Source organism: Pseudorhizobium xiangyangii (genome assembly GCF_020531965.1).
Taxonomy (GTDB): Bacteria; Pseudomonadota; Alphaproteobacteria; order Rhizobiales; family Rhizobiaceae; genus Neorhizobium; species Neorhizobium xiangyangii.
In genome coordinates this window covers 162,355-182,877 of sequence record NZ_JAJAWH010000003.1, presented here as the reverse complement: position 1 = coordinate 182,877, position 20,523 = coordinate 162,355, and the positions used below count along the sequence as shown (strand labels likewise).

The 20,523-nt window shown below is 61.4% G+C and carries 23 protein-coding genes; 12 read left to right on the top strand and 11 right to left on the bottom strand.

The features are described 5' to 3' along the window. Positions 1-7: 7 nt before the first annotated feature. Positions 8-904, bottom strand: a complete 897-nt coding sequence (locus tag LH464_RS03710) for a choline sulfate utilization transcriptional regulator (protein WP_226785087.1) — start codon at positions 902-904, stop codon at positions 8-10. 117 nt (positions 905-1,021) lie between these two features. On the opposite strand from LH464_RS03710, the gene choX reads away from it, so the two are divergent. The 4 genes from choX (at position 1,022) to LH464_RS03690 (ending at position 5,219) form a co-directional block, all read left to right on the top strand. After that, the gene (choX, locus tag LH464_RS03705; RefSeq protein ID WP_226785019.1) at positions 1,022-1,984 is read left to right on the top strand and encodes a choline ABC transporter substrate-binding protein; all 963 of its coding nucleotides are present in this window, start codon (positions 1,022-1,024) and stop codon (positions 1,982-1,984) included. 42 nt (positions 1,985-2,026) lie between these two features. Continuing rightward, on the top strand, positions 2,027-3,514 hold the full coding sequence (gene betC / locus LH464_RS03700) for a choline-sulfatase (protein WP_255648262.1): 1,488 nt from the start codon (positions 2,027-2,029) through the stop codon (positions 3,512-3,514). A gap of 95 nt (positions 3,515-3,609) precedes the next feature. Beyond that, positions 3,610-3,942 (top strand): hypothetical protein, encoded by a 333-nt coding sequence (locus LH464_RS03695; protein WP_226785017.1) that lies wholly within the window; start codon positions 3,610-3,612, stop codon positions 3,940-3,942. A 950-nt stretch (positions 3,943-4,892) separates the two neighbouring features. Beyond that, a complete protein-coding gene (locus tag LH464_RS03690; RefSeq protein WP_226785016.1) occupies positions 4,893-5,219 on the top strand; it encodes a GYD domain-containing protein in 327 nt (108 codons plus the stop codon). A gap of 163 nt (positions 5,220-5,382) precedes the next feature. Here the strand turns inward: LH464_RS03690 and lepA are convergent, their stop codons facing one another. The 3 genes from lepA to LH464_RS03675 all read right to left on the bottom strand — a co-directional run bounded on the left by lepA (position 5,383) and on the right by LH464_RS03675 (position 8,764). Beyond that, positions 5,383-7,209, bottom strand: a complete 1,827-nt coding sequence (gene lepA / locus LH464_RS03685) for a translation elongation factor 4 (protein WP_226785015.1) — start codon at positions 7,207-7,209, stop codon at positions 5,383-5,385. Positions 7,210-7,304: 95 nt separating this feature from the next. Continuing rightward, positions 7,305-8,174 (bottom strand): carbon-nitrogen hydrolase family protein, encoded by an 870-nt coding sequence (locus LH464_RS03680; RefSeq protein WP_226785014.1) that lies wholly within the window; start codon positions 8,172-8,174, stop codon positions 7,305-7,307. After that, positions 8,171-8,764 carry a GNAT family N-acetyltransferase gene (locus tag LH464_RS03675; RefSeq protein ID WP_226785013.1) on the bottom strand — a complete coding sequence of 198 codons (594 nt, stop codon included), beginning with the start codon at positions 8,762-8,764 and terminating at the stop codon, positions 8,171-8,173. Before LH464_RS03675 ends, LH464_RS03680 begins: the two co-directional genes overlap by 4 nt. Before the next feature lie 81 nt (positions 8,765-8,845). On the opposite strand from LH464_RS03675, the gene LH464_RS03670 reads away from it, so the two are divergent. The 4 genes from LH464_RS03670 to LH464_RS03655 all read left to right on the top strand — a co-directional run bounded on the left by LH464_RS03670 (position 8,846) and on the right by LH464_RS03655 (position 10,827). After that, positions 8,846-9,247 (top strand): ketosteroid isomerase-related protein, encoded by a 402-nt coding sequence (locus LH464_RS03670; protein WP_226785012.1) that lies wholly within the window; start codon positions 8,846-8,848, stop codon positions 9,245-9,247. Between the two features lie 71 nt (positions 9,248-9,318). After that, a complete protein-coding gene (locus tag LH464_RS03665) occupies positions 9,319-9,894 on the top strand; it encodes a helix-turn-helix domain-containing protein (protein WP_226785011.1) in 576 nt (191 codons plus the stop codon). Between the two features lie 20 nt (positions 9,895-9,914). Continuing rightward, on the top strand, positions 9,915-10,436 hold the full coding sequence (locus LH464_RS03660) for a GNAT family N-acetyltransferase (RefSeq protein ID WP_226785086.1): 522 nt from the start codon (positions 9,915-9,917) through the stop codon (positions 10,434-10,436). Between the two features lie 214 nt (positions 10,437-10,650). After that, the gene (locus LH464_RS03655) at positions 10,651-10,827 is read left to right on the top strand and encodes a hypothetical protein (RefSeq protein ID WP_226785010.1); all 177 of its coding nucleotides are present in this window, start codon (positions 10,651-10,653) and stop codon (positions 10,825-10,827) included. Positions 10,828-10,858: 31 nt separating this feature from the next. Here the strand turns inward: LH464_RS03655 and LH464_RS03650 are convergent, their stop codons facing one another. The 3 genes from LH464_RS03650 to LH464_RS03640 form a co-directional block, all read right to left on the bottom strand. Further along, complete coding sequence (locus LH464_RS03650; protein WP_226785009.1) at positions 10,859-11,038, bottom strand: hypothetical protein; 180 nt, start codon at positions 11,036-11,038, stop codon at positions 10,859-10,861. Between the two features lie 143 nt (positions 11,039-11,181). Then, positions 11,182-12,285, bottom strand: coding sequence for a TRAP transporter substrate-binding protein (locus tag LH464_RS03645; RefSeq protein WP_226785008.1), 1,104 nt, complete (start codon positions 12,283-12,285; stop codon positions 11,182-11,184). A gap of 123 nt (positions 12,286-12,408) precedes the next feature. Then, entirely contained in the window at positions 12,409-13,137 is a 729-nt protein-coding gene (locus LH464_RS03640; protein WP_226785007.1) for an SDR family oxidoreductase, read from the bottom strand. 151 nt (positions 13,138-13,288) lie between these two features. Between LH464_RS03640 and LH464_RS03635 the strand changes: the two genes are divergently transcribed. Then, positions 13,289-14,197 (top strand): AraC family transcriptional regulator, encoded by a 909-nt coding sequence (locus LH464_RS03635; protein ID WP_226785006.1) that lies wholly within the window; start codon positions 13,289-13,291, stop codon positions 14,195-14,197. Positions 14,198-14,249: 52 nt separating this feature from the next. Here LH464_RS03635 and LH464_RS03630 read toward each other — a convergent pair whose 3' ends face one another. After that, complete coding sequence (locus LH464_RS03630; RefSeq protein ID WP_226785005.1) at positions 14,250-15,356, bottom strand: TRAP transporter substrate-binding protein; 1,107 nt, start codon at positions 15,354-15,356, stop codon at positions 14,250-14,252. Between the two features lie 235 nt (positions 15,357-15,591). Here LH464_RS03630 and mbfA point away from each other — a divergent pair, with 235 nt between their 5' ends. Beyond that, positions 15,592-16,587: an iron exporter MbfA gene (gene mbfA / locus LH464_RS03625; RefSeq protein ID WP_226785004.1), complete on the top strand. Its 996-nt coding sequence runs from the start codon at positions 15,592-15,594 to the stop codon at positions 16,585-16,587. 125 nt (positions 16,588-16,712) lie between these two features. Beyond that, positions 16,713-17,267: a dihydrofolate reductase family protein gene (locus LH464_RS03620; protein ID WP_226785003.1), complete on the top strand. Its 555-nt coding sequence runs from the start codon at positions 16,713-16,715 to the stop codon at positions 17,265-17,267. An 80-nt stretch (positions 17,268-17,347) separates the two neighbouring features. Here LH464_RS03620 and LH464_RS03615 read toward each other — a convergent pair whose 3' ends face one another. Both LH464_RS03615 and LH464_RS03610 read right to left on the bottom strand, forming a co-directional pair. Next, positions 17,348-17,950 (bottom strand): transglutaminase-like cysteine peptidase, encoded by a 603-nt coding sequence (locus LH464_RS03615; protein WP_226785085.1) that lies wholly within the window; start codon positions 17,948-17,950, stop codon positions 17,348-17,350. A gap of 143 nt (positions 17,951-18,093) precedes the next feature. Further along, positions 18,094-18,903, bottom strand: coding sequence for an alpha/beta hydrolase (locus LH464_RS03610; RefSeq protein WP_226785002.1), 810 nt, complete (start codon positions 18,901-18,903; stop codon positions 18,094-18,096). 178 nt (positions 18,904-19,081) lie between these two features. On the opposite strand from LH464_RS03610, the gene infC reads away from it, so the two are divergent. Beyond that, positions 19,082-19,618: a translation initiation factor IF-3 gene (infC, locus tag LH464_RS03605; RefSeq protein ID WP_226785084.1), complete on the top strand. Its 537-nt coding sequence runs from the start codon at positions 19,082-19,084 to the stop codon at positions 19,616-19,618. Between the two features lie 227 nt (positions 19,619-19,845). On the opposite strand, the gene LH464_RS03600 is transcribed toward infC, so the two are convergent. Further along, positions 19,846-20,244, bottom strand: a complete 399-nt coding sequence (locus tag LH464_RS03600) for a hypothetical protein (protein ID WP_226785001.1) — start codon at positions 20,242-20,244, stop codon at positions 19,846-19,848. Positions 20,245-20,523: the final 279 nt, after the last annotated feature.

The window sequence follows — 20,523 nt, the reverse complement described above, 5'->3', positions numbered from 1 at the left end:
GAAGGCTCTACGCCGGCCTCTCGCCTGTAGCCATTGCTTCGGCTAGCAGCCACTCCGCCAGCTTGCTGGCGTTGGGATGCCTTGATTTCGAACCGAGCATCCAGTAGCCGCGATCCGTTGCGCCGACCTCCGGGCCGGCGGCGATCAGCATCCCCGATGCAAGCAGGGTATCGACCAAACCCAGCCAACCAAGCGCCAGACCCTGTCCGCCAAGAGCGGCCTGCACGACCATGGCATAGTTGTTGAAGCTGACGTCACCTCCGCCCGGCGGGGCCAGCCGGCGAATGCCCGCTTGCGAGAAGTAGCTTTTCCAGTCGAACCATGGAGAAGGCAGCGCGGTGTCGAGGTGAACGAGCGGTGCGCCTGCCAAGATGGACGTCGCGCCGTTCGTTTTCATCCGATCCAGAAAGGATTGGGAGCAGACAGGGATGACCCGTTCGGGCATGATCATCGCCCCGGATTGTCCAAATTCGGCGCGCGTTCCGAACGCGACGGCAATCTCCGCGTCATCCGTCCAATCCGCAGCAAGTCGCTGCGTCGAGATGATCTGGATATCGAAGTCCGGATAGAGCAGCCGGAACGCGTGCATTCTCGGGATCAGCCAGTGTGTCGCGAAAGCATAGTCGGTGCAGAGCCGGATGGCAGGTCGCTGGACATCAACTCTGAAACTCTCCGCCAGGTCGTCGATGTCGGAAACTGCCTTGGCAGCAATCTCGAAGACGCGCTTTCCCTCTTCCGTCAATGCCACGCCACGATGCTGGCGGTGAAGAAGCGACACACCGAACGCGGCCTCCAACTGGCGGATCTGGTAGCTGACAGCCGGTTGGCTCAACCCCTGCCTTCTGGCCGCCGCGGAGAGCGATCCATGCCGCGCGATTTCCACCAGCAACCGTAGCCAGCCCATGTCCACGGAAGCGCGCAAAATAAATCTCCTTTATGGCCGTTATTCGAAATCACGACCTTTACAGGCCGTTCTCGGTTGGCTTCAATAAGTCTATCAAATAGATGAAGGGGAACAAGCATGACGCTGCACTCAACATTGGCCGCACGTGCCATCGCTTGCACGACGGCGCTTCTCGCTCTGACGGTGGCTCCATTGTCCGCGTCGGCCGCGGACGCAGAGGCCTGCAAGGTCATCCGCCTTTCCGATCCGGGCTGGACCGACATCACCGCCACCAATGGCGTGGCCGCATATCTTCTGGAAGCGCTGGGGTACCAGCCCGACGTGAAGACGCTCTCCGTGCCGATCGGCTACCAATCGATGAAGAACGGCGAGATCGACGTCTTCCTCGGCAACTGGATGCCCGCGCAGCAGGCCTTCATCGACGATCTCAATGCCGCCAAGGCTGCTGAAGTCCTCACCAAGAACCTCGAGGGCGCGAAGTTCACTCTGGCCGTCCCGGCCACGGTGGCAGAGAAGGGCGTCAAGGATTTTGCCGATCTTGCGAAGAATGCCGATGGCTTCGAGCGCAAGATCTACGGCATCGAACCGGGCGCTCCCGCCAATACGAACATCCAGAAGATGATCGATTCCGGCGATTTCGACCTCAAGGGCTGGGAACTGGTGGAATCCGGCGAACAGGCAATGCTGGCTCAGGTCGAGCGCGCCAACAAGGAAGGCAAGTCGATCGTCTTCCTCGCCTGGGCGCCGCATCCGATGAACGAGCAGTTCGACATCAGCTATCTCTCGGGCGGCGATGACTATTTCGGTGCGAACTTCGGCGGCGCCGAAGTCTTCACGTTGGCTCGCACCGGCTGGGCGGAGGGTTGCCCCAACGCTGCGACCTTCTTCAAGCAGCTGGCCTTCACCGTCGAGATGGAGAACGTCCTGATGGGCGAAATCCTGGACGGCGAGGATGCCGAGGACGCAGCCGAGGCCTGGCTCAAGGAAAACCCGGCGGCCTTCGAGCCATGGCTTGCCGGCGTCACCACCTTCGACGGCAAGCCGGCTAAGGAAGCCGTTACAGAGGCCCTCGGGCTCTAAGGAAGACGTTACGTGCAGACACGACCGAATGTGCTGATCCTGATGGTGGATCAGTTGAACGGGACCTTCTTTCCGGATGGTCCCGCAGACTTTCTTCATGCGCCGCATCTGAAGTCGTTGGCGAAGCGCTCCGTGCGCTTTGCCAACGCCTATACGGCCAGCCCTCTCTGTGCACCGGCACGCGCCTCCTTCATGTCCGGGCAGCTGCCGAGCCGCACCCGCGTCTATGACAATGCGGCTGAGTTCGCCTCGGACATCCCGACCTTTGCGCATCATCTGCGCCGGGCGGGTTACCAGACGGCACTGTCCGGCAAGATGCATTTCGTCGGACCGGACCAGTTGCACGGTTTCGAGGAGCGGCTGACGACGGATATCTACCCGGCAGATTTCGGCTGGACCCCCGACTACACCAGGCCCGGCGAGCGGATCGACTGGTGGTACCACAACCTCGGTTCCGTGACCGGGGCAGGGGTGGCCGAGATCAGCAACCAGATGGAGTATGACGACGAGGTTGCCTACAACGCGACGCGCAAGCTCTACGATCTGTCTCGCGGCCAGGATGAGCGGCCCTGGCTCCTCACAGTCAGCTTCACCCATCCGCACGATCCCTATGTCGCACGGCGCAAGTTCTGGGATCTGTACGAGGACTGCCCGGAACTCGACCCGGCGATACCCGCCATTCCCTATGACGAGCAGGATCCGCATTCGAAGCGTTTGATGGACGCCTGCGACCACACGGCCTTCGATATCTCCAGCGAGGAAATCCGGCGCGCCCGGCGCGGCTACTTCGCCAATATCTCGTACATCGACGAAAAGGTCGGCGAGATCCTCGACGTGCTCGAGCGCAGCCGGATGGCTGAGAACACGGCGATCCTCGTTGTTTCCGACCATGGCGACATGCTGGGCGACCGCGGCTTGTGGTTCAAGATGAATTTCTTCGAGGGTTCTGCCCGCGTGCCCCTGATGATTGCGGCTCCCGGCTGGCAGCCCGGCCTTGTCGAACAACCGGTCTCCACACTGGACGTCTGCCCGACGATCGCGGCGCTCGCCGGTATAGATATCGGCCAGCTTGCCCCCTGGACCGATGGCGAGGACCTGGCCCCGCTGGCTGCGGCCAAGGGTGGCCGGGCACCGGTCCCGATGGAATATGCCGCCGAAGGATCGGTTTCGCCCCTCGTCGCCATCCGGGACGGTCGCTACAAGCTGACGCTCTGCGAGGTGGATCCGCCGATCCTCATCGACCTGGAGGCAGACCCCGCCGAACTGAGGAACCTCGCGGACGATCCCGCCCATGGGGAGGAAATGGTGAGGCTGACCACTCTGGCGGGCGAGCAGTGGGACCTTGGTCGGTATGATGCCGCGGTTCGCGAAAGCCAAGCGCGCCGGCACGTGGTCTACGAGGCCCTGCGCAACGGGGCCTATTATCCGTGGGACTACCAGCCGCTGCAACGGGCCTCGGAACGCTACATGCGCAACCATATGGACCTCAATGTGCTGGAGGAAAGCCAGCGGTTCCCGCGCGGCGAGTAGAGAAAAAACCCAGCAACTTCAGTCATTTGAAAGCAGCGCGGAACAAATTTCCGTGAGTCGCCGTTTTCCTGCCAGGTTTAACGGAGGAAGAACTCATGACCTATGACCCGAATGACACCCGTCCCGACCTGCATGACCGCCGGCCGGACCTCGTGAACAACACCATCGAGACCCGCAAGAGCGGTGCCTCCTGGGTGCCGTGGGTAGCCGTTCTGGCCGTGCTTCTGATCGGCGCCTTCATCTGGGGCAATATGGGCGGCGAACCGGGTACCGACCCGGCAACCACGTCCTCGACGACGACCCCGGAAGCAAGTGACACGGCGCCGGTCCCGGCTCCCATGACCCCCGCAGCACCGGGCGGTGCAACCAATGATGCCGCACCGGCTTCGCCGGCAGCTCCAGCTGCCCCGGCTGGTAACGGCGGCTAAACCGTCGCTTGCCGATACCTTCGTAAGCCGTCCGCCTTTCAGGCGGGCGGCTTTTTCTTTGCGCATACCGTTGCACCGCGGCTACGAACAAGACGGACTTCTCCCTTGGCGATCCCAAAACTTCTAAATTCGGACGGGGCGCTGAAAGCTGCCTCGTAAGGTTTTGGTTTAGGTGGCACCTCTCAGCGCCCCGTTCGGCGGTTTCTGCCCGTGACTCCGGTTTCTCTGCAAAGGCTCGTCCGGACGGCTTTGGCCGCCGGCTTCCCGATGTTCTCGGCGGACTTTGAAAGAATCCGGCGAAACCATCCGTCGAGCCCTCATGTGTGCCGCACAGGCACGCCCGGCGCGCTCTTTCGGGCATCAGAAGCGGGTGGCCGGTCCGTGACCTTCCCGCTTCCCCCGTGTCGCCGGAGGGAAACCATTTTCACACGGACCCGGATCGTAGGGTTTTGCGTCTCACCCCCACGCCCCGCGCCGGCCTCGCCTCGCTGGCACGCCTGCCGGTGTATCCGAGGGCGGAACGGGGCGATTGTAGGCACAGGTTTTAGGGGCGGGGGATGCGGATAGGGGTAAGTGGTTGATTTCTGGTGGGTGGATGTGCGGTTTTTTGGCGGAGTGGGATGGCGAGAGGGCGTGGAGGGGCAACCTCTCTCCTCGTCATCCCGGCCTTGGGCCGGGATCCAGCCGCCGCGGGTCTGCGCGGCGAGAGAACTCTTTTCTGTCGCTCGTTGAGCCTTGGGCGCCGCCGACGTGGCGCTGCTGGATTCCTGTGACAAGCACAGGAATGACGGGAGGATGGGGTGCCACCCGTACCGGATGGGCTCTCTGTTCACGGCTTCCGGCTGCAGGGGGCGAGGGGAAGCAATCCACCGGGCCTCCAAATCAAAATGACTCGCGTTCGTCCCGGGCCGGGCGTTAACTGGATTGGCCTGTGATGGAGGAGGCAAGTCATGGCCATGTTTCTCACGCGCTTCAGCTACACGCCCGAGACCTGGGCGCGCATGATCGAAAACCCCGAGGATCGAAGGGAGGCGGCACGGACGTACATTGAATCCGTGGGCGGGAAGCTTCACGGTTTCTGGTACGCTTTCGGCGAGCATGATGGTTGGAGCCTCTGGGAGGCTCCCGACAACGTATCGATGGCGGCTGTCTCGCTTGCGGTCGGCGCCGGAGGTGCGGTAAGCGCCTTTGAGACCACGGTCCTCCTCAGTGTCGAGGATACGATCCAAGCCTTGGGAAAGGCAAAGTCGGTTCGCTATCGGCCCCCGGCGATGTAGGCGTCAGCAGCCACCGCCGCACATGCTTCTTTTCGGATTGGTTCGACGGTCCCAGCTATGCCGGGATACGCCACTATCCCTGACGATCATTCGTCGCCAGATCAGGGAATTTATTGGCCTGCCATGGCCGAAAGCGGGCGTGAAAGACGCCCGCTTATATTCCTCAATCGTCCTTCATCTTCAGCGCGGCGATGAACGCTTCCTGCGGAATGTCCACCTTGCCGAACTGACGCATGCGCTTCTTGCCTTCCTTCTGCTTGTCGAGCAGTTTGCGCTTGCGGGTGGCGTCGCCGCCGTAGCACTTGGCGGTCACGTCCTTGCGCATGGCCGAGATCGTTTCGCGGGCAATCACGTTGCCGCCGATCGCCGCCTGGATCGGGATCTTGAACATGTGCCGCGGGATCAGGTCCTTGAGCTTCTCGCACATGTCGCGGCCGCGCTTTTCGGCAGCCGAGCGGTGGACCAGCATCGACAGCGCGTCGACCGGCTCTCCGTTGACCATGATCGACATCTTCACGAGGTTGCCCTCCTGATAGCCGTGCAGGTGATAGTCGAACGAGGCGTAGCCCTTGGAGATGGACTTCAGGCGGTCGTAGAAATCGAACACCACTTCGTTGAGCGGCAGCTCGTAGGTGAGCATGGCGCGCTTGCCGACATAGGTGAGTTCGGTCTGGATGCCGCGGCGGTCCTGGCAGAGTTTCAGGATGCCGCCGAGATAATCGTCCGGGGTCAGGATCGTCGCCTTGATCCAAGGTTCCTCGATCGAGGCGATCTTGACCACGTCCGGCATGTCGGCCGGATTATGCAACTCCTTCATCGAACCATCTGTCATGTTGAGATGGTAAACGACGGAAGGGGCCGTAGCGATGAGATCGAGGTTGAACTCGCGCTCCAGGCGCTCCTGGATGATTTCCAGATGCAGCAGGCCGAGGAAGCCGCAGCGGAAGCCGAAACCGAGGGCGGCGGACGATTCCATTTCGAACGAGAAGGACGCGTCGTTGAGACGAAGCTTGCCCATCGCCGCGCGCAGGTCTTCGAAATCGGCCGCATCGACCGGGAAGAGGCCGCAGAAGACGACCGGCTGGGCCGGCTTGAAGCCCGGCAGCGCCTTGGCCGTCGGCTTCTTGTCTTCGGTGATCGTGTCACCGACGCGGGTATCGGCGACTTCCTTGATCGAGCCGGTGAAGAAACCGATTTCGCCTGGGCCTAGGCTATCGACGGCAAGCATCTTTGGGGTCAGCACGCCGACGCGTTCGACCTGGTATTTTGCGTCCGTGCCCATCATGCGGATGGTCTGGCCCTTGGTCAGGACGCCATCGAGGATGCGCACCAGAACCATGACGCCGAGATAGGTGTCGTACCAGCTGTCGACCAGCAGCGCCTTGAGGGGGCCTTTTTCGCCGGCTTCGCTTTTCGGCGGCGGCAGCTGGTGGACGATGGCTTCGAGAACGTCGGGAATGCCGAGGCCGGTCTTGGCCGAGATCAGCACGGCCTGGGAGGCATCGATGCCGATGACTTCCTCGATCTGCTCGCGGATGCGGTCTGGTTCGGCCGCGGGCAGGTCGATCTTGTTGAGGATGGTGACGATCTCGTGGTTGTTGTCGATCGCCTGATAGACGTTGGCGAGCGTCTGGGCTTCGACGCCCTGCGACGCATCGACGACCAGCAGCGAACCTTCGCAGGCCGAGAGCGAACGCGAGACTTCATAGGCGAAGTCGACGTGGCCGGGCGTGTCGATGAGGTTGAGGACGTAGGTCTCGCCATTGTTCGCCTTATAATGCAGGCGGACGGTCTGTGCCTTGATGGTGATTCCGCGCTCGCGCTCGATATCCATCGAATCGAGGACCTGCTCGGACATGTCGCGTTCGGCAAGGCCGCCGGTCGTCTGGATCAGACGGTCGGCCAGCGTCGACTTGCCGTGGTCGATATGCGCCACGATCGAGAAGTTGCGGATATGGTCAAGCGGTGTGCGGGAAGAATTGGTGCTCATGGCTCGCGATATAGCAGTGAGTGGTGTGGCCGCCTAGCGGGTAGTGCAGGGCATTTGCGATAAATTGGCGGATTTCACGGGCGAAATTGCTCGTTTTATTGTGTGAACTGTTCTGGCCAGTCGCGCCGGGTGGCAACCTGGCCTTCGGTCCGCAGGCGCGCGACGTTCGCAAGGTCGATGTCGACGATCAGCCAGCCGCTCTCGCGGACGGTATTCTGCGGGCTCTCGGCGACGATGCCGGAGGGCGGCATGCCGTAGTCGGAGGGGACGTAGAGGGCAGCGCGGCCGTGGTTCTCGTCGAGCGCCGGTGACCATGGCGCGGTGCCGGCAGTCGGCGAGGAAAGCACCGCATACTGGTTTTCCAGTGCCCGTGCCTGGGCGCCGATCCGCACCCGGTAGCTGCCGGCAAGCGTATCGGTACAGGATGGCGCCAGCACCAGTTCGACACCGAGTTCGGCAAGCCTGCGGCCGAGCATCGGGAATTCGTTGTCATAGCAGATCAGGATGCCGAGTTTTCCGAGCGGCGTGTCGAAAGCCTGGAGGCCGTCCGTTCCGGCGGCGATGCCCCATTGCTCGCGCTCGAATCGGGTCATGATCTGCTTGTCCTGCCGGCCGATCAGACCGTCCGGGCCGAACAGGAAGGTGCGGTTGCGGTATTGTCCGTCCGGGTCGAGGACCGGGGCGGAACCCGGTTGGAAGACGATGCGATGCTTGCGGGCGAGTGTTTCGCAGAGTTCGAGCCAGCGCGGGATGATGGGCTGGATGCCGGCGATCGAGCCGTGCAGGTCTGAACGGGTGGTGGCGTCCAGCTGGCCGGTGAGCGCCAGCGCCGCGTATTCGGGCAGGAGCAGGAGTTGTGCGCCCTGACTGGCCGCCTCTTCGACCAGCGCGGTGAGGTGGGCCTCATAGGTCTCCCAGGTCTCGATCAGTTCGATGGCATACTGGCAGGCGGCGAGCTTGATCATACGGACAGGTCCTTGATCCAGAAGGAGAGGGGTTTCGGGCTCTCTGTCGCCTCGTCGAGATCGCGCCAGGTGAAGGTGGTGCGCAGCTCGGGGTGATGACGATAGCCGCGTTTCGTCCAGAAGGCGTCGAGCGGCACGTAATCTGCAGGGCGGCGCGGGTGGTCGGCGGGGCGCTCGACGGCGCAGAAGGTGGAAAACGGCAGGGTGAGGCGGCGGGCCTGTTTTTCGCGCTCGGCAAAGAAGGCAACGCCGATGCCGTGGCCGCGATAGGCGGGCAGGAGCATGCTTTCGCCGAAGTAGAAAAAGTCTTCGGGATTGCGGCCGGCGGCGAGGAAGGGGGCCTTGACCTCGTCGGTTTCCCCCGCCATCGGCGTGCCGGTCGAGGCACCGACGACCCTGGTCCCGTCAATCGCCAGCACGAAGATCGAGCCTTCGGACCTCGCATAGGTGGCGAGGTATTTCCGCTCATGGGCGAGGTCGCCGTCGTAGAGATAGGGAAAGTCGCGGAAGACGGCGATCCTGAGTCGCGCGACGTCTTCAAAGCGGGCCGCGGCGTCCGTTCCCGAAAAGGTTTTGATTTCCAGCGTCATAGGCATTTTCAGTTCGACATGGTCCGGGTTATACCTGCAGCGGGTCCTTCCGCCAAGCACAAGGGTTTTCAAGGAGACGTCATGACTGCCACCGATACCATCCGCGCCTATTACGATGCCTTCAATGCGCAAGACATGGATGCGTTTCTCGCGCTCCTGACGGACGATGTCGTGCATGACATCAACCAGGGCGAACGGCAGGTGGGCAAGGGCGTGTTCGCCGCATTCATGGAGCACATGAACCGCTGCTACCGCGAGCGACTGACCGATATGGTGGTCATGGCGAGCGAAGACGGTACGCGTGCAAGCGCCGAATTCATCGTCAACGGCGAATATCTCGCAACCGACGAGGGCCTGCCGGAAGCGAACGGTCAGACGTACCGCCTGCCTGCTGGTGCCTTCTTCGAGATTCGCGACGGCAAGGTTGCGCGGGTTACCAACTATTACAGCCTCACGGACTGGATCGCACAGGTGAACGGCTGACAGCGAGGCGGCTCCGGGCCGCCTTTTAGAAAGCCGTTGACTCCATTATAGGAGAATGACAATCTCGAATAATGGAATCAGGCGACAATATCTTCGACAAGTCGGTGGCCGAACGGGTGCGTGCGCTGCGCATCGCGCATGGCCTGACGCTGGACGAGCTGGCGACGCGTTCAGGCGTCAGCCGGGCGATGATTTCGCGCATCGAGCGCGCCGAGGCGAGCCCGACTGCGGCGCTCCTGGCGCGGCTTTGCGAGGCGCTGGAACTGACGCTGTCGGCCTTCTTCGCCGACGACGAGCGGCCGCCGTCGCCGCTCATTCGGCGTAGCGAGCAGCGACTGTGGCGTGACCCTAGTACCGGCTATCTGCGCCGGTCGGTCTCGCCGTCCGGCATGCCGAGCCGCGTCGATATCGTCGAGGTGGAGTTTCCGGCGGGTGCGCGGGTGAGTTTCCCGCCGCGCGAGGAAAGCCGGGTGATGACGCAGCATGTGTGGCTCTTCGCGGGAGAACTGCAGATGATCATCGGCGAAACGGTGCACACGCTGTTTCCCGGCGACTGCCTGTTCATGGACATCGGCGATGCCTTCGACTTCCACAACCCGACCGAGCGCCCGGCGCGATACGCGGTGATCCTCGATCGCGGCCGGTGAAACCTGACGAGACGACAGAGATGACGACGACGATCCGAATTCTTGACGCAGACGAAGCCCGGGCAGCGATACCCGACCTGTGCGAGACCCTCTCCGATTGCATCAATGGCGGCGCATCCCTGGGCTTCATGCTGCCGTTCCAGCCACAGGACGGTGCGGGCTATTGGCGGGATATCGCGCGCGGCATTGGCGAGGGGGGTATTGTTCTCGCCGTGGCGGAGGTGGATGAGCGTGTGGTCGGCACGGTGCAGGTGGGACTGGCGTCGAAGCCGAACCAGCCGCATCGGGGCGACCTGATGAAGCTCCTCGTCCATCGCAGCGCACGCGGGCTCGGGTTGGCGCGCAAGCTGATGGAAGCGGTCGAAGCCGAGGCTGCGCGCCGGGGCCGGACGCTGCTGGTGCTAGACACGGCGACCGGCAGCGACGCCGAGGCGATCTATCCGCGCTTCGGCTGGGAGCGTGTCGGGGTTATCCCCGACTATGCGTTGTGGCCGGACGGCGGCTTCTGTGGCACCACGTTGTTCTACAAGCGCATTGCCTGACGCACTCGGCCACCGTCGGCTAACCTCATGTCCCCCGCCTGTTCGGTGCGAAAGCGGGGCCGAAAGACGACAAAATCTGGCCGGCGTCGACTGTGAGCTTCAGAAGCTCCGCTTCGTGCGATCCTGTTGCGTCCCGGCTTGAGCAAGATCAACCGCTGCGGTGCGGGCAGGCGTAAAATGATGACACTGTCGAGGAGATCGATCGAGGTGCATCATGCTTACATTGATTGCCGAAGCCATTCTTGCCGCCGCCGGGGTCGTCGTGGCTATTTTCATCCACGAGGGACATGCGGCATTTCCTGTCTACCAGCTGTTGGTTCTGCTGAGTGCGATGCCCATCGCGGCGGTCGTGATCCTGTATGGATCACGCGTCTGGCACTTCCTGGACTGAGGCCTTCTCGATGCCTGTGCGGGTACTCAACCTAGCGGGCTGCAGCCGCAGGCGAGATGTCCTCCGCCAGATAGACACGGGTAGAGGCGGGCTGCTCCCTGTCGAGCATGGCGGCTAGAAAGCTGCCGCCGGCGATGACGAAAAAGATGAAGAGGACAGCGGAACTGAAACCGCCCCTGGGGCGCGGCCGTGAGGTATGGTGATATGCCATGGGTATGCCTCCGTATTGCAGATCCATAACGGATCAGGCGGAAGCGGAGTTCCGTGAAACTTCCCTGAAGAGCAGAAATTCCTGACGGAAGAAGCCCCGAAAGTCGGGGCTTCTTGGAGGCATGTTCGCGGTGGTCTGCAGCCCTAGAGCTTGCCGCTGCGCTGCTGGATCATCATGAAGGTGTCGTAGGTGTATTCCGCCACCTGCGCCCAGAGATAGGCGTCCTTCTTGAACGCCAGCTGGCTGTCGTAAAGCTTCTTGAATGCCGGGCTCGTCTCGGACAGTTCGGCATAGGTTTCCATGGCGGCCGCGTAGCAGGCGTCCATGATGTCCTGGCTGAACGGCCTGAGGATCGCACCTTCGGCGACGAGCTGTTTCAGAGCCTTGGCGTTCTGGGCATCGTAGTTGGCGAGCATGTCGTTGTTCGCCGAGGCGCAGGCGTTGGTGAGGATCTGCTGGTAGCTCTTCGGCAGGGCATTGAACTTTTCGAGGTTGAAGAAGGCGTGCATGGCCGGGCCGCCTTCCCACCAGGCCGGATAGTAATAGTACTTTGCCACCTTGTGGAAGCCGAGCTTCAGATCGTCATAGGGTCCGACGAATTCGGTGGCGTCGATCGTGCCCTTCTCCAGCGCCGGGTAGACATCGCCGCCGGCGATCTGCTGCGGGGTCACGCCGACCTTTGTCAAGACCTGGCCCGCCAGTCCGGCGATGCGCATCTTGAGGCCCTTCAGGTCGTCGATCGTGTTGATTTCCTTGCGGAACCAGCCGCCCATCTGGGTGCCGCTGTTGCCGGCAGGCAGGGCGTAAAGATTGCGGGGTGCCAGGAACTCGTTGATGAGGTCCGTGCCGCCGGTGGTGAACCACGCATTGGTCATGCGGGCATTGAGGCCGAACGGGATGGCCGTTCCAAGGGCGAAGGCCGGATCCTGGCCGATGTAATAATAGGAACAGGTATGCGCCATCTCGACCGTGCCGCTGGCGACCGCGTCGGCGGCTTGCAGGCCAGGAACGATCTCGCCGGCCGCAAAGACCTGGATGTTGAACTGGCCATCGGTAGCGTTCTTGACGCTTTCAGCGATTTCGGTCGCCGCACCAAAGATGATGTCGAGGTTTTTCGGGAAGGAGGACGTCAGTCGCCAGGTAATCTTCGGCCTGTCCTGGGCGATGGCCGGAGCTGCGAGTGCAGTGGCGGCTGCAGCGCCGACACTGGCCGTGGCCGCCTGCTTGAAGAAACGTCTGCGATCCATGAAATCCTCCACCGCACAAAAATGTTTGCCGTGGTCTTAGTCCTTTCGTTTCGGGAACAGCAAGCAGATTCAACGAGCTTGTGAAGCTATCCTCCCATCGGAAGCCGGCTCGGGCCGCGGAGCCTACCAGGCGAGCGTAGCCTCGTCCTTGAAATAGCCGGCTGTGGGACCGCTCGATCCGAGCGTGGCGAGCCGCACGGCAGTTTCAGCGGCCTGTCCGACGGTGCGGTAACCGGCGTGATCAGTCATATCCGTTGCCGTAAAACCCGGATCGACAGCGTTGATCTTGATCCCGAAAGGTGCGGCTGCCTTGGCAAGCGAGACGGTGATGGCATTGAGTGCGGTTTTGGACGAATTGTAGCCAAGCACATTGGTCTCGAAGAATTCGTTCTCCGGATCCAGGGCGGCATGAAGGGAGCCAAGCTCGCTGCTCAGCATGACGACGCGTGGCGCAGCCGACGCCTTGAGGAGCGGCAATGCGGCCTGGGTCACCCGGATCGGTCCGAACGTATTGGTCTCGTACACTGCCTTGATAGTGCCGATAGGCTCGTCCAGCGGCGAAAACTCGAACCCGATGCCAAGACCGGCATTGTTCACCAGTGCGTCCAGATGATCCGTTTGTTGCGAAAGCTCGGCGATAGCACGCGCAACGCTGGCATCGCTCGCCACGTCCAGCTCGAGAAGATGTACGTCGTGACCGGCGTCGCGCAGCGTGGCAACGGCAGCCGCGCCGCGTTGGACATCGCGGCAGCCGAGCCAGACACGATAGCCTTCGGCAGCCATGCGCCGCGAAATTTCGAAGCCGATGCCCTTGTTGGCGCCGGTCACCAGCGCGGTTTTCTTGTCGGTCATGATAAGTGCTCCTGTGAGAGTATAGAAATGCCTACAGAAGCTCGCTCGGCGTGAGCCAAAAACTATCGATTTCTTGCCCAATCCTCTCGGGTCGTCGCCGTAAAGCGGCTTGCCTCTTGTCGGCGGTTCAGGCGACTGGCATCACAGATCGATGACGACGCCCTTCGATGAAATCCGCGAACTGGTTCGTAGGCACGCCGACAATGGGCAGACGGCCACGCGCGTGCCCCGCCTCCTCATCACGAAGGGAACGGGTAGGACGGCGATGGTGCCGGGCTTCTACGAGCCGATGCTGTGCCTTGTATTGCAGGGCGCAAAATGCGTCCTGATCGGGGATCAGGCACTTCATTATGATCAGGCCAGTTATTTTGTCTCATCCGTCGAACTGCCGGCATCCGACCAGATCGTCGAAGCGAGCCCGGACAAGCCCTATCTGGCGTTAAGCCTGAAACTCGACATGGGAATGATCGCCGAGATCCTCTTGGATATGCGCGACGAGGTCGAGACCTCCTGCACCGCGGCTTTCGGCACCAGCCTTGTCACCCCGGAGCTTGCCGATGCATGGTTGCGCTTCGTCCGCCTGCTCGACAAACCTGAGGACATCGGGGTGCTTGCGCCGCTGTTCGAGCGCGAAATCCTCTACCGCCTGCTGCAGGGACCGCAAGGGGCCATGATCCACCAGCTGGTTCGGCCCGAAAGCCGTTCCGGGCAGATCCGGCGAGCAATCGGCCATATCCGGCACCATTTCGACGCGCCGCTGAAGGTGGAGGAACTTGCCGGCCTGGCTGGAATGAGTGCCTCTGCCTTTTATCGCCACTTCAAGGAGGTGACTGCCTTAAGCCCGATCCAGTACCAAAAACGGATCAGGCTGCTTGAAGCCCGTCGCCGGCTATTGGCAGAGCCCGGCGATACCGCACGCGTCGCCTATTCGGTCGGTTATGAAAGCGTAACCCAGTTCACTCGGGAATATTCGCGCCAGTTCGGCGTACCGCCGGCCCGCGATGCAGGCCACCTGAGGGCGCAGGCGTCTAGCGACCGGCATACCCCCACGGCTGAGTGAGAACGAGAAAGCCCGAAGCAATGCTCCGGGCTTTTCAGGGTGAAGGCTCTTGTCAGAGCTTGCCGTTGCGCTGCTGGATCATCATGAAGGTGTCGTAGGTGTACTCGGCGATCTGCGCCCAGAGATAGGCGTCCTTCTTGAACGCCTGCTGGCTGTCGTAGATCTTCTTGAAGGCCGGGTTGCTTGCCGAAATCTCGGCATAGGTCTCCAGCGCTGCAGCGTAGCAGGTATCGAGGATGTCCTGGCTGAACGGGCGAAGGATGGCGCCTTCGGCAACGAGTTGCTTCAGTGCGGTCGCATTCTTGGCGTCGTAGCGCTCCAGCATGCTGGCGCTTCCGGCAGCGCAGGCATCCTTCAGCATGCGCTTGTAGTTTTCCGGCAGACCGTTGAACTTGTCGAGATTGACAAAGGCATGAACGGCCGGGCCGCCTTCCCACCACGCGGGGTAGTAGTAATATTTCGCGACCTTGTGGAAGCCGAGCTTCTGGTCGTCATAGGGGCCGACGAACTCGGTGGCGTCGATCGTGCCTTTTTCCAGCGCTGCGTAGACGTCGCCGCCGGCGATCTGCTGCGGCGTGACGCCGACCTTCTCCATGACCTGGCCAGTGAGGCCGGCAATGCGCATCTTCAGACCCTTAAGGTCATCGATCGTGTTGATTTCCTTGCGGAACCAGCCGCCCATCTGGGCACCGGTATTGCCCAGCAGGATGGAGTAGATGTTATGGCCGGCCAGGAACTCGTTCAGAAGTTCGTTGCCGCCTGCCTGATTGAACCATGCATTGGTCTGGCGGGCATTGAGACCGAAGGGGATAGAGGTGCCCAGAGCAAAGGTCGGGTCCTTGCCGACATAGTAATAGGCGCAGGTATGGGCCATTTCGACCGTGCCTGACGAGACTGCGTCGGCTGCCTGCAGCGCGGGGACGATTTCACCGCCGGCGAAATGCTGGATCGTGAAGCTTCCGCCCGACGCTTCCTTGACGTGATCGGCGACGATCTGGCCCGCACCGAACAGGATGTCGAGACCCTTGGTGAAGGACGAGGTCATGCGCCAGGTGATCTTCGGGTTTTCCTGGGCGATGGCCGGAGCTGCCAGGCTTGTTGCAGCCAGGGCGCCGACGCCGGCGGTTCCTGCCTGGCGGAAGAATTTTCTGCGGTTCATGAAAATGCATGCCTTTCTATACGGACCCGGCTGCGGGCCGGCGTTTGGGTACCTTCTAATGCGATCATTTCGGCAACAGCAAGTCCGAAACGGCAATAATTGCGCCGGCAGCGCGTCTGCTTTTGCGAAAATTGCGCCTGACGTCTTTGTGTCCTCTTGCGTGTAGTCGCGGTTCCCCACTTGAACCAGAGGTCAAACTAAGTTAGTTTAGAATAATTCTAAATAGAGATTTCCCATGTTTTTCGCCCTTCTGCCTGCCTTCATTCCCGCCGCTCGCCGTTCGCTCGATACCCTGACGGAGGAGGAGATCCTGGCGCTCGCCATCGGTGCGGAGGAGGAGGACGCGCGCATCTACCAGGCCTATGCCTATAATCTGCGTGACCGCTATCCGGCGTCCGCCAAAGTGTTCGAGGACATGGCCGAAGTCGAGCAGACCCATAAGAACATGCTGATCGAGATGTTCCGCTCCCGCTTCGGCGAGCGGATTCCCTTGATCCGCCGCGAGCATGTGCGTGGCTTTTACACGCGCCGACCGGACTGGCTGGTCCGCAACCTTTCGCTCGAGAAGATCCGCCAGCAGGCGGAAGCGATGGAACAGCAGGCCTTCCGTTTCTATACGGAAGCGGCCAAGCGCGTCAGCGACGCGCCGACCCGCCGCTTGCTGGGTGATCTCGCGCTTGCCGAACAGGGGCATGAGGATATCGCCCGCATGCTGGAAGAGAAACATGTCGGCGAGGAAGAGCGTTCGGAAGAGGATGAGTCGGCCCACCGGCGGTTCATCCTCACCTATGTGCAGCCGGGCCTGGCCGGGTTGATGGACGGTTCCGTCTCCACCCTTGCGCCGATCTTTGCGGCGGCATTCGCCACCCAGGATACCTGGTCGACGTTCCTGATCGGTCTGTCGGCCTCGGTCGGCGCCGGAATTTCCATGGGCTTCACCGAGGCGGCGCATGACGACGGAAGGATTTCCGGTCGAGGTTCGCCGGTAAGGCGCGGACTTGCCTCGGGCATCATGACCACGATCGGTGGCCTCGGTCACACGCTTCCCTATCTCATTCCGCATTTCTGGACGGCCACCATCCTGGCCGTAGTCGTGGTCTTCTTCGAGCTTTGGGCGATTGCCTTCATTCAGAACCGCTACATGGAGACGCCCTTCATGCGCGCCGTGATGCAGGTCGTGCTTGGCGGCTCACTCGTTCTGGCCGCGGGCATCATCATCGGCCACGGATAGGGCAATCCAAGATTTCGCACATTGGACGATTGGAATTTGCCGGTATTCTCCCACGCAAATCGCCATGCGTGTTCGCGCCACAGGGCACGAACGGGCGAGCAGCCGATCGCGAGGAGGAGGATCAGATGGCGCGAATTCTCGGGTATATCGCCAGCAGCCTCGATGGCTTTATCGCCACCGAGGACGACAAGCTGGATTGGCTCTTCAAGTATGACGACATGGATCTGGGGGAGTATGACTACCGGTCGTTCATCAAGCGCATCCGCACCATAGTCATGGGACGCGGCACATATGAGTTCATGGCGAACGATCCGGCGCCGTGGGCCTATGGTGATCAGCGGGTTTTCGTCGTCACCTCAAATCCGATCCAGCAACCCAAGGGAGAACTGGAGGTCCGCAATGATGTTGACGCCCTCATTGCGGAATTGCGGGCGCTCGACGATGGCGATGTCTGGATGCTCGGCGGCGGAAAATTGCAGATGGCGTTCCTCGAGAAGGACGCGCTGGACGAGATCGAGATCTACGTCATCCCCGAACTGCTCGGTGGCGGACGACCGCTGTTTCCTGCGACGGGCCGCCGCCGCACTCCCAGACTGATCAGCGCAAAGGCGATCGACAAGGGGTGCGTCCGTCTTCACTACAGCTTCGAAGATGGTAAGTCGGCACCCGGCAACGGCTGAGAACCCGACGTGCGATGGTCGAACGCAACAAAAAATGCCGGGCAGGCCCGGCATTTTGTTGGATTGATCTGTCGACAGGATCAGCGCAGGGCGCCGACCACCACGTCGCGTCCGTTTTCAATGCTGACCCAGCGGCCCGTGTGGAACGAGGCCTGGCGCTTCAGGAAAGTATAGGACGTCTCGTACCAGGGCTTTACTTCGTTATGAAGATTGTCGAGCACGAAATCGCCCTGCTCGGTGCGAACCGTCAGCACTGCGTGGCCTTCGCCATCAGGCTTGCGTACGACAGTGATGAGCAGATCTGCGAGTGAAAAGCCCTTGGCGGCCAGCTCGCGACGCTTGACCAGCGCGTAATCCTCGCAATCGCCGGCGTCTTTCGGATAGGCCCAAACCTCTTCGCGCCCGTAGATTTCCTTGTCGGTCATCGCGGTGATCCGGTTGTTCACGGAGGCGTTGACGCTCTTCATGAGCGACCATCCGCGCGGGGTCAGCTTCGGCGCGGGAGAAGAAGCGAGGCGCTTGTTGCACTCGTTGGGCTTCTGCCGGCAGAATTCGTAGTGACCAATCGGCTGAGAGGTAACCGCGCCCGTGACCATACTGGCCTGTGCGCGGGCTGCCGGAACTGCTGCGGTCGTCGGCGCAAGAATAGATGCGAGGACCACAGCTATAAGCTGTGCCTTCATGGCAATTTTCATGGACCCGTCCCTTCAAGTCTTAACAAAAGGTTAAGATGCTTGGGGCGGGACTGTCAATCGCTCAACTTTTAACGATCCATTAAGATATCGAATATGGTTAAGAGTGGTGCTTTTTAGCCTCAGCTTATTTTTTAGTCATAATGTGTGATGGCGCCGATGGCCGCGAGCAGCTTTTCAATATCCTGGGGCCGGGAAAGCCGGTGGTCGCCATCGCGGATCAATGTCAGCACGACGTCGTCGGCAGGCAGGAATTCGACGAGCTTCAGGGCGTGCTGGTAGGGGACGTCCGGATCCTTCATGCCCTGCAGGATGTGGACCGGGCAGCCTGTTTCGATGATCCCGGTCAGGACGCGGTTCACCCGCCCGTCCTCGATGAGCGCGCGCGTATAGATGTTGGGCTCGGGACTGTACTCGGAGTATTCCTCGAAATACCCCTTCTCGCTAAGCGATGCGCGCTCCGTCGCCGTCAGGTGCGGCTCGATCAGTTCGGAGGTGAAGTCCGGGGCTGGGGCAACGAGCACAAGGCCTGCGACCTTTGGGCCGCCGCGCTGGCGAAGCTCCTGAACGAGGCGCAGCGCGATCCATCCACCCATGGAGGAGCCGACGAGAACGACCTGCTCGGGCTTGAGGGCAGCGAGAACCGCGACGGCTTCCTCAAGCCAGCGGGAGATGGTGCCGTCGCGGAATTCGCCGCCGGAGGCGCCGTGACCGGAATAGTCGAAGCGGATCGCGCCTAATCCGTTTCGGGCGGCGAAGGCGTCCATCTCTTCCGCCTTGGTGCCGGCCATGTCTGAACGATAGCCGCCGAGCCAGACGAGTACCGGCGAACCCGGCTTGCTGGCTGGGCGATAAAGAATGGCGATCTCTCTTCCGTGGCCGGCCGCGCTGCCCACGGTGATCGATTTCGTTTCGGGCGGCGAGATCGCGTAAAGCTCCGACATGACGTACTCCTTTAGTAGAGGGGCTTATAAATCAGATTCTCAACCGGCCGGCAGCAGGTGATTTTTTCGCGGAGCTATGCTATTGACTTCGCCGTCGTGATCACGACATTGCCGACGCCCGTGCATTTTGCGTGGGTTTTTGGCCGCTTTATTGGAAACAGCCTAGGAGAGTACGACCATTCGCAGACCGTTCAAAGCCGATGCCCCCGTCAAGGAAGGCCCGCGCTCAAACCGGGAAATCCGGATTCCGAAGATTCAGCTCATTGATGCCGAAGGTAACAATCTTGGCGTAGTCGCGACCGACGAAGCGATGAGAATGGCTGAAGAGGCCGGACTGGATCTTGTCGAGATTTCTCCGAACACGGAACCGCCGGTATGTAAGATTCTCGATCTGGGCAAGCTGAAATACGCCAACCAGAAAAAGGCTGCCGAGGCGCGCAAGAAGCAGAAGATCGTCGAAATCAAAGAAATCAAGATGCGCCCGAACATCGACACCCATGATTATGAGGTGAAGATGAAGGCCATTAACCGGTTCTTCGAAGACGGCGACAAGGTTCGCGTGACGTTGCGTTTCCGCGGCCGTGAAATGGCCCACCAGGAGCTCGGCATGAAGCTTCTGCAGCAGGTCAAGGACGACACGCAGGAGATCGCCAAGGTCGAGGCCGAGCCGAAGCTCGAAGGTCGCCAGATGATGATGGTGCTTGCGCCGCGTTAAGCGCCGAGCCCTACCGCTCCTTTCAAAGTCGTCCGTGAGGGCGGCTTTGATGTTTTTTGGGCTGCGCTTGCTGGCTCAAACCTGACAGGATGCTGACAAAAGCGCTCAGCGGCCTGTCAGCGAGACTTTGGCATTCTGCTCTCAACAGAAGAGAGCAGAAGGCGAAGATCATGAAAACGAACATTTCACGTACTTTACTGGCTTCCGTGGGGGCACTCGCGGTAACCCTATCTCTCCCCGCAATCCAGGCGTTCACCCCGGACCACTTCTCGTCCGCTGCATTTGCCCGTGGCGGCAGCGATGATGGCGATGGGGGCGGCGGCTCTGGCAGCAGCGGTGGCGGCAATAGTGGCTCCGGCCGCAGCGGTGGCAGTGACGACAGCGGTGGCGGCGGACGTGGTGGTGATGACCACGGCGGCGGCGGTCGTGGTGGTGACGATAACGGCGGTCGAGGTGGTCATGACGACGGCGATGATGATCATGGCGGTCGAGGCGGTCATGACGACGGCGATGACGACCACAGCGGTCGTGGTGGTCATGACGACGACGATGACGATCGTGGCCGTGGCCGCGGCCGCGATGATGGCGCTGAAAACGATCGCGATGAAGACGAGCCCGGCCAACATCGCGGCGACAGGCGCGACGACAATCGCCCGGAGGTGACGCTCTCGGTGTCCGAGGCAAGCCTTGCAGGGCTGCTGAACGGCTCACTTGCTGCCGTAGACCAGCTTGGTCGGCGCCTCGAGGTCGAGGTTGAGCTTGAACATGGTACGCGCTCGGTGGTCGCGCATCCCCATCGAGGTGATTTTGCCCGAAATCCTGGTGGGATCACCAGTGTCAATATAGTTCCCGCCTCGCGGTGATCGCCTGGTGCTCCGGGCGCTCCTTCGCAAGAAGAACTCCGT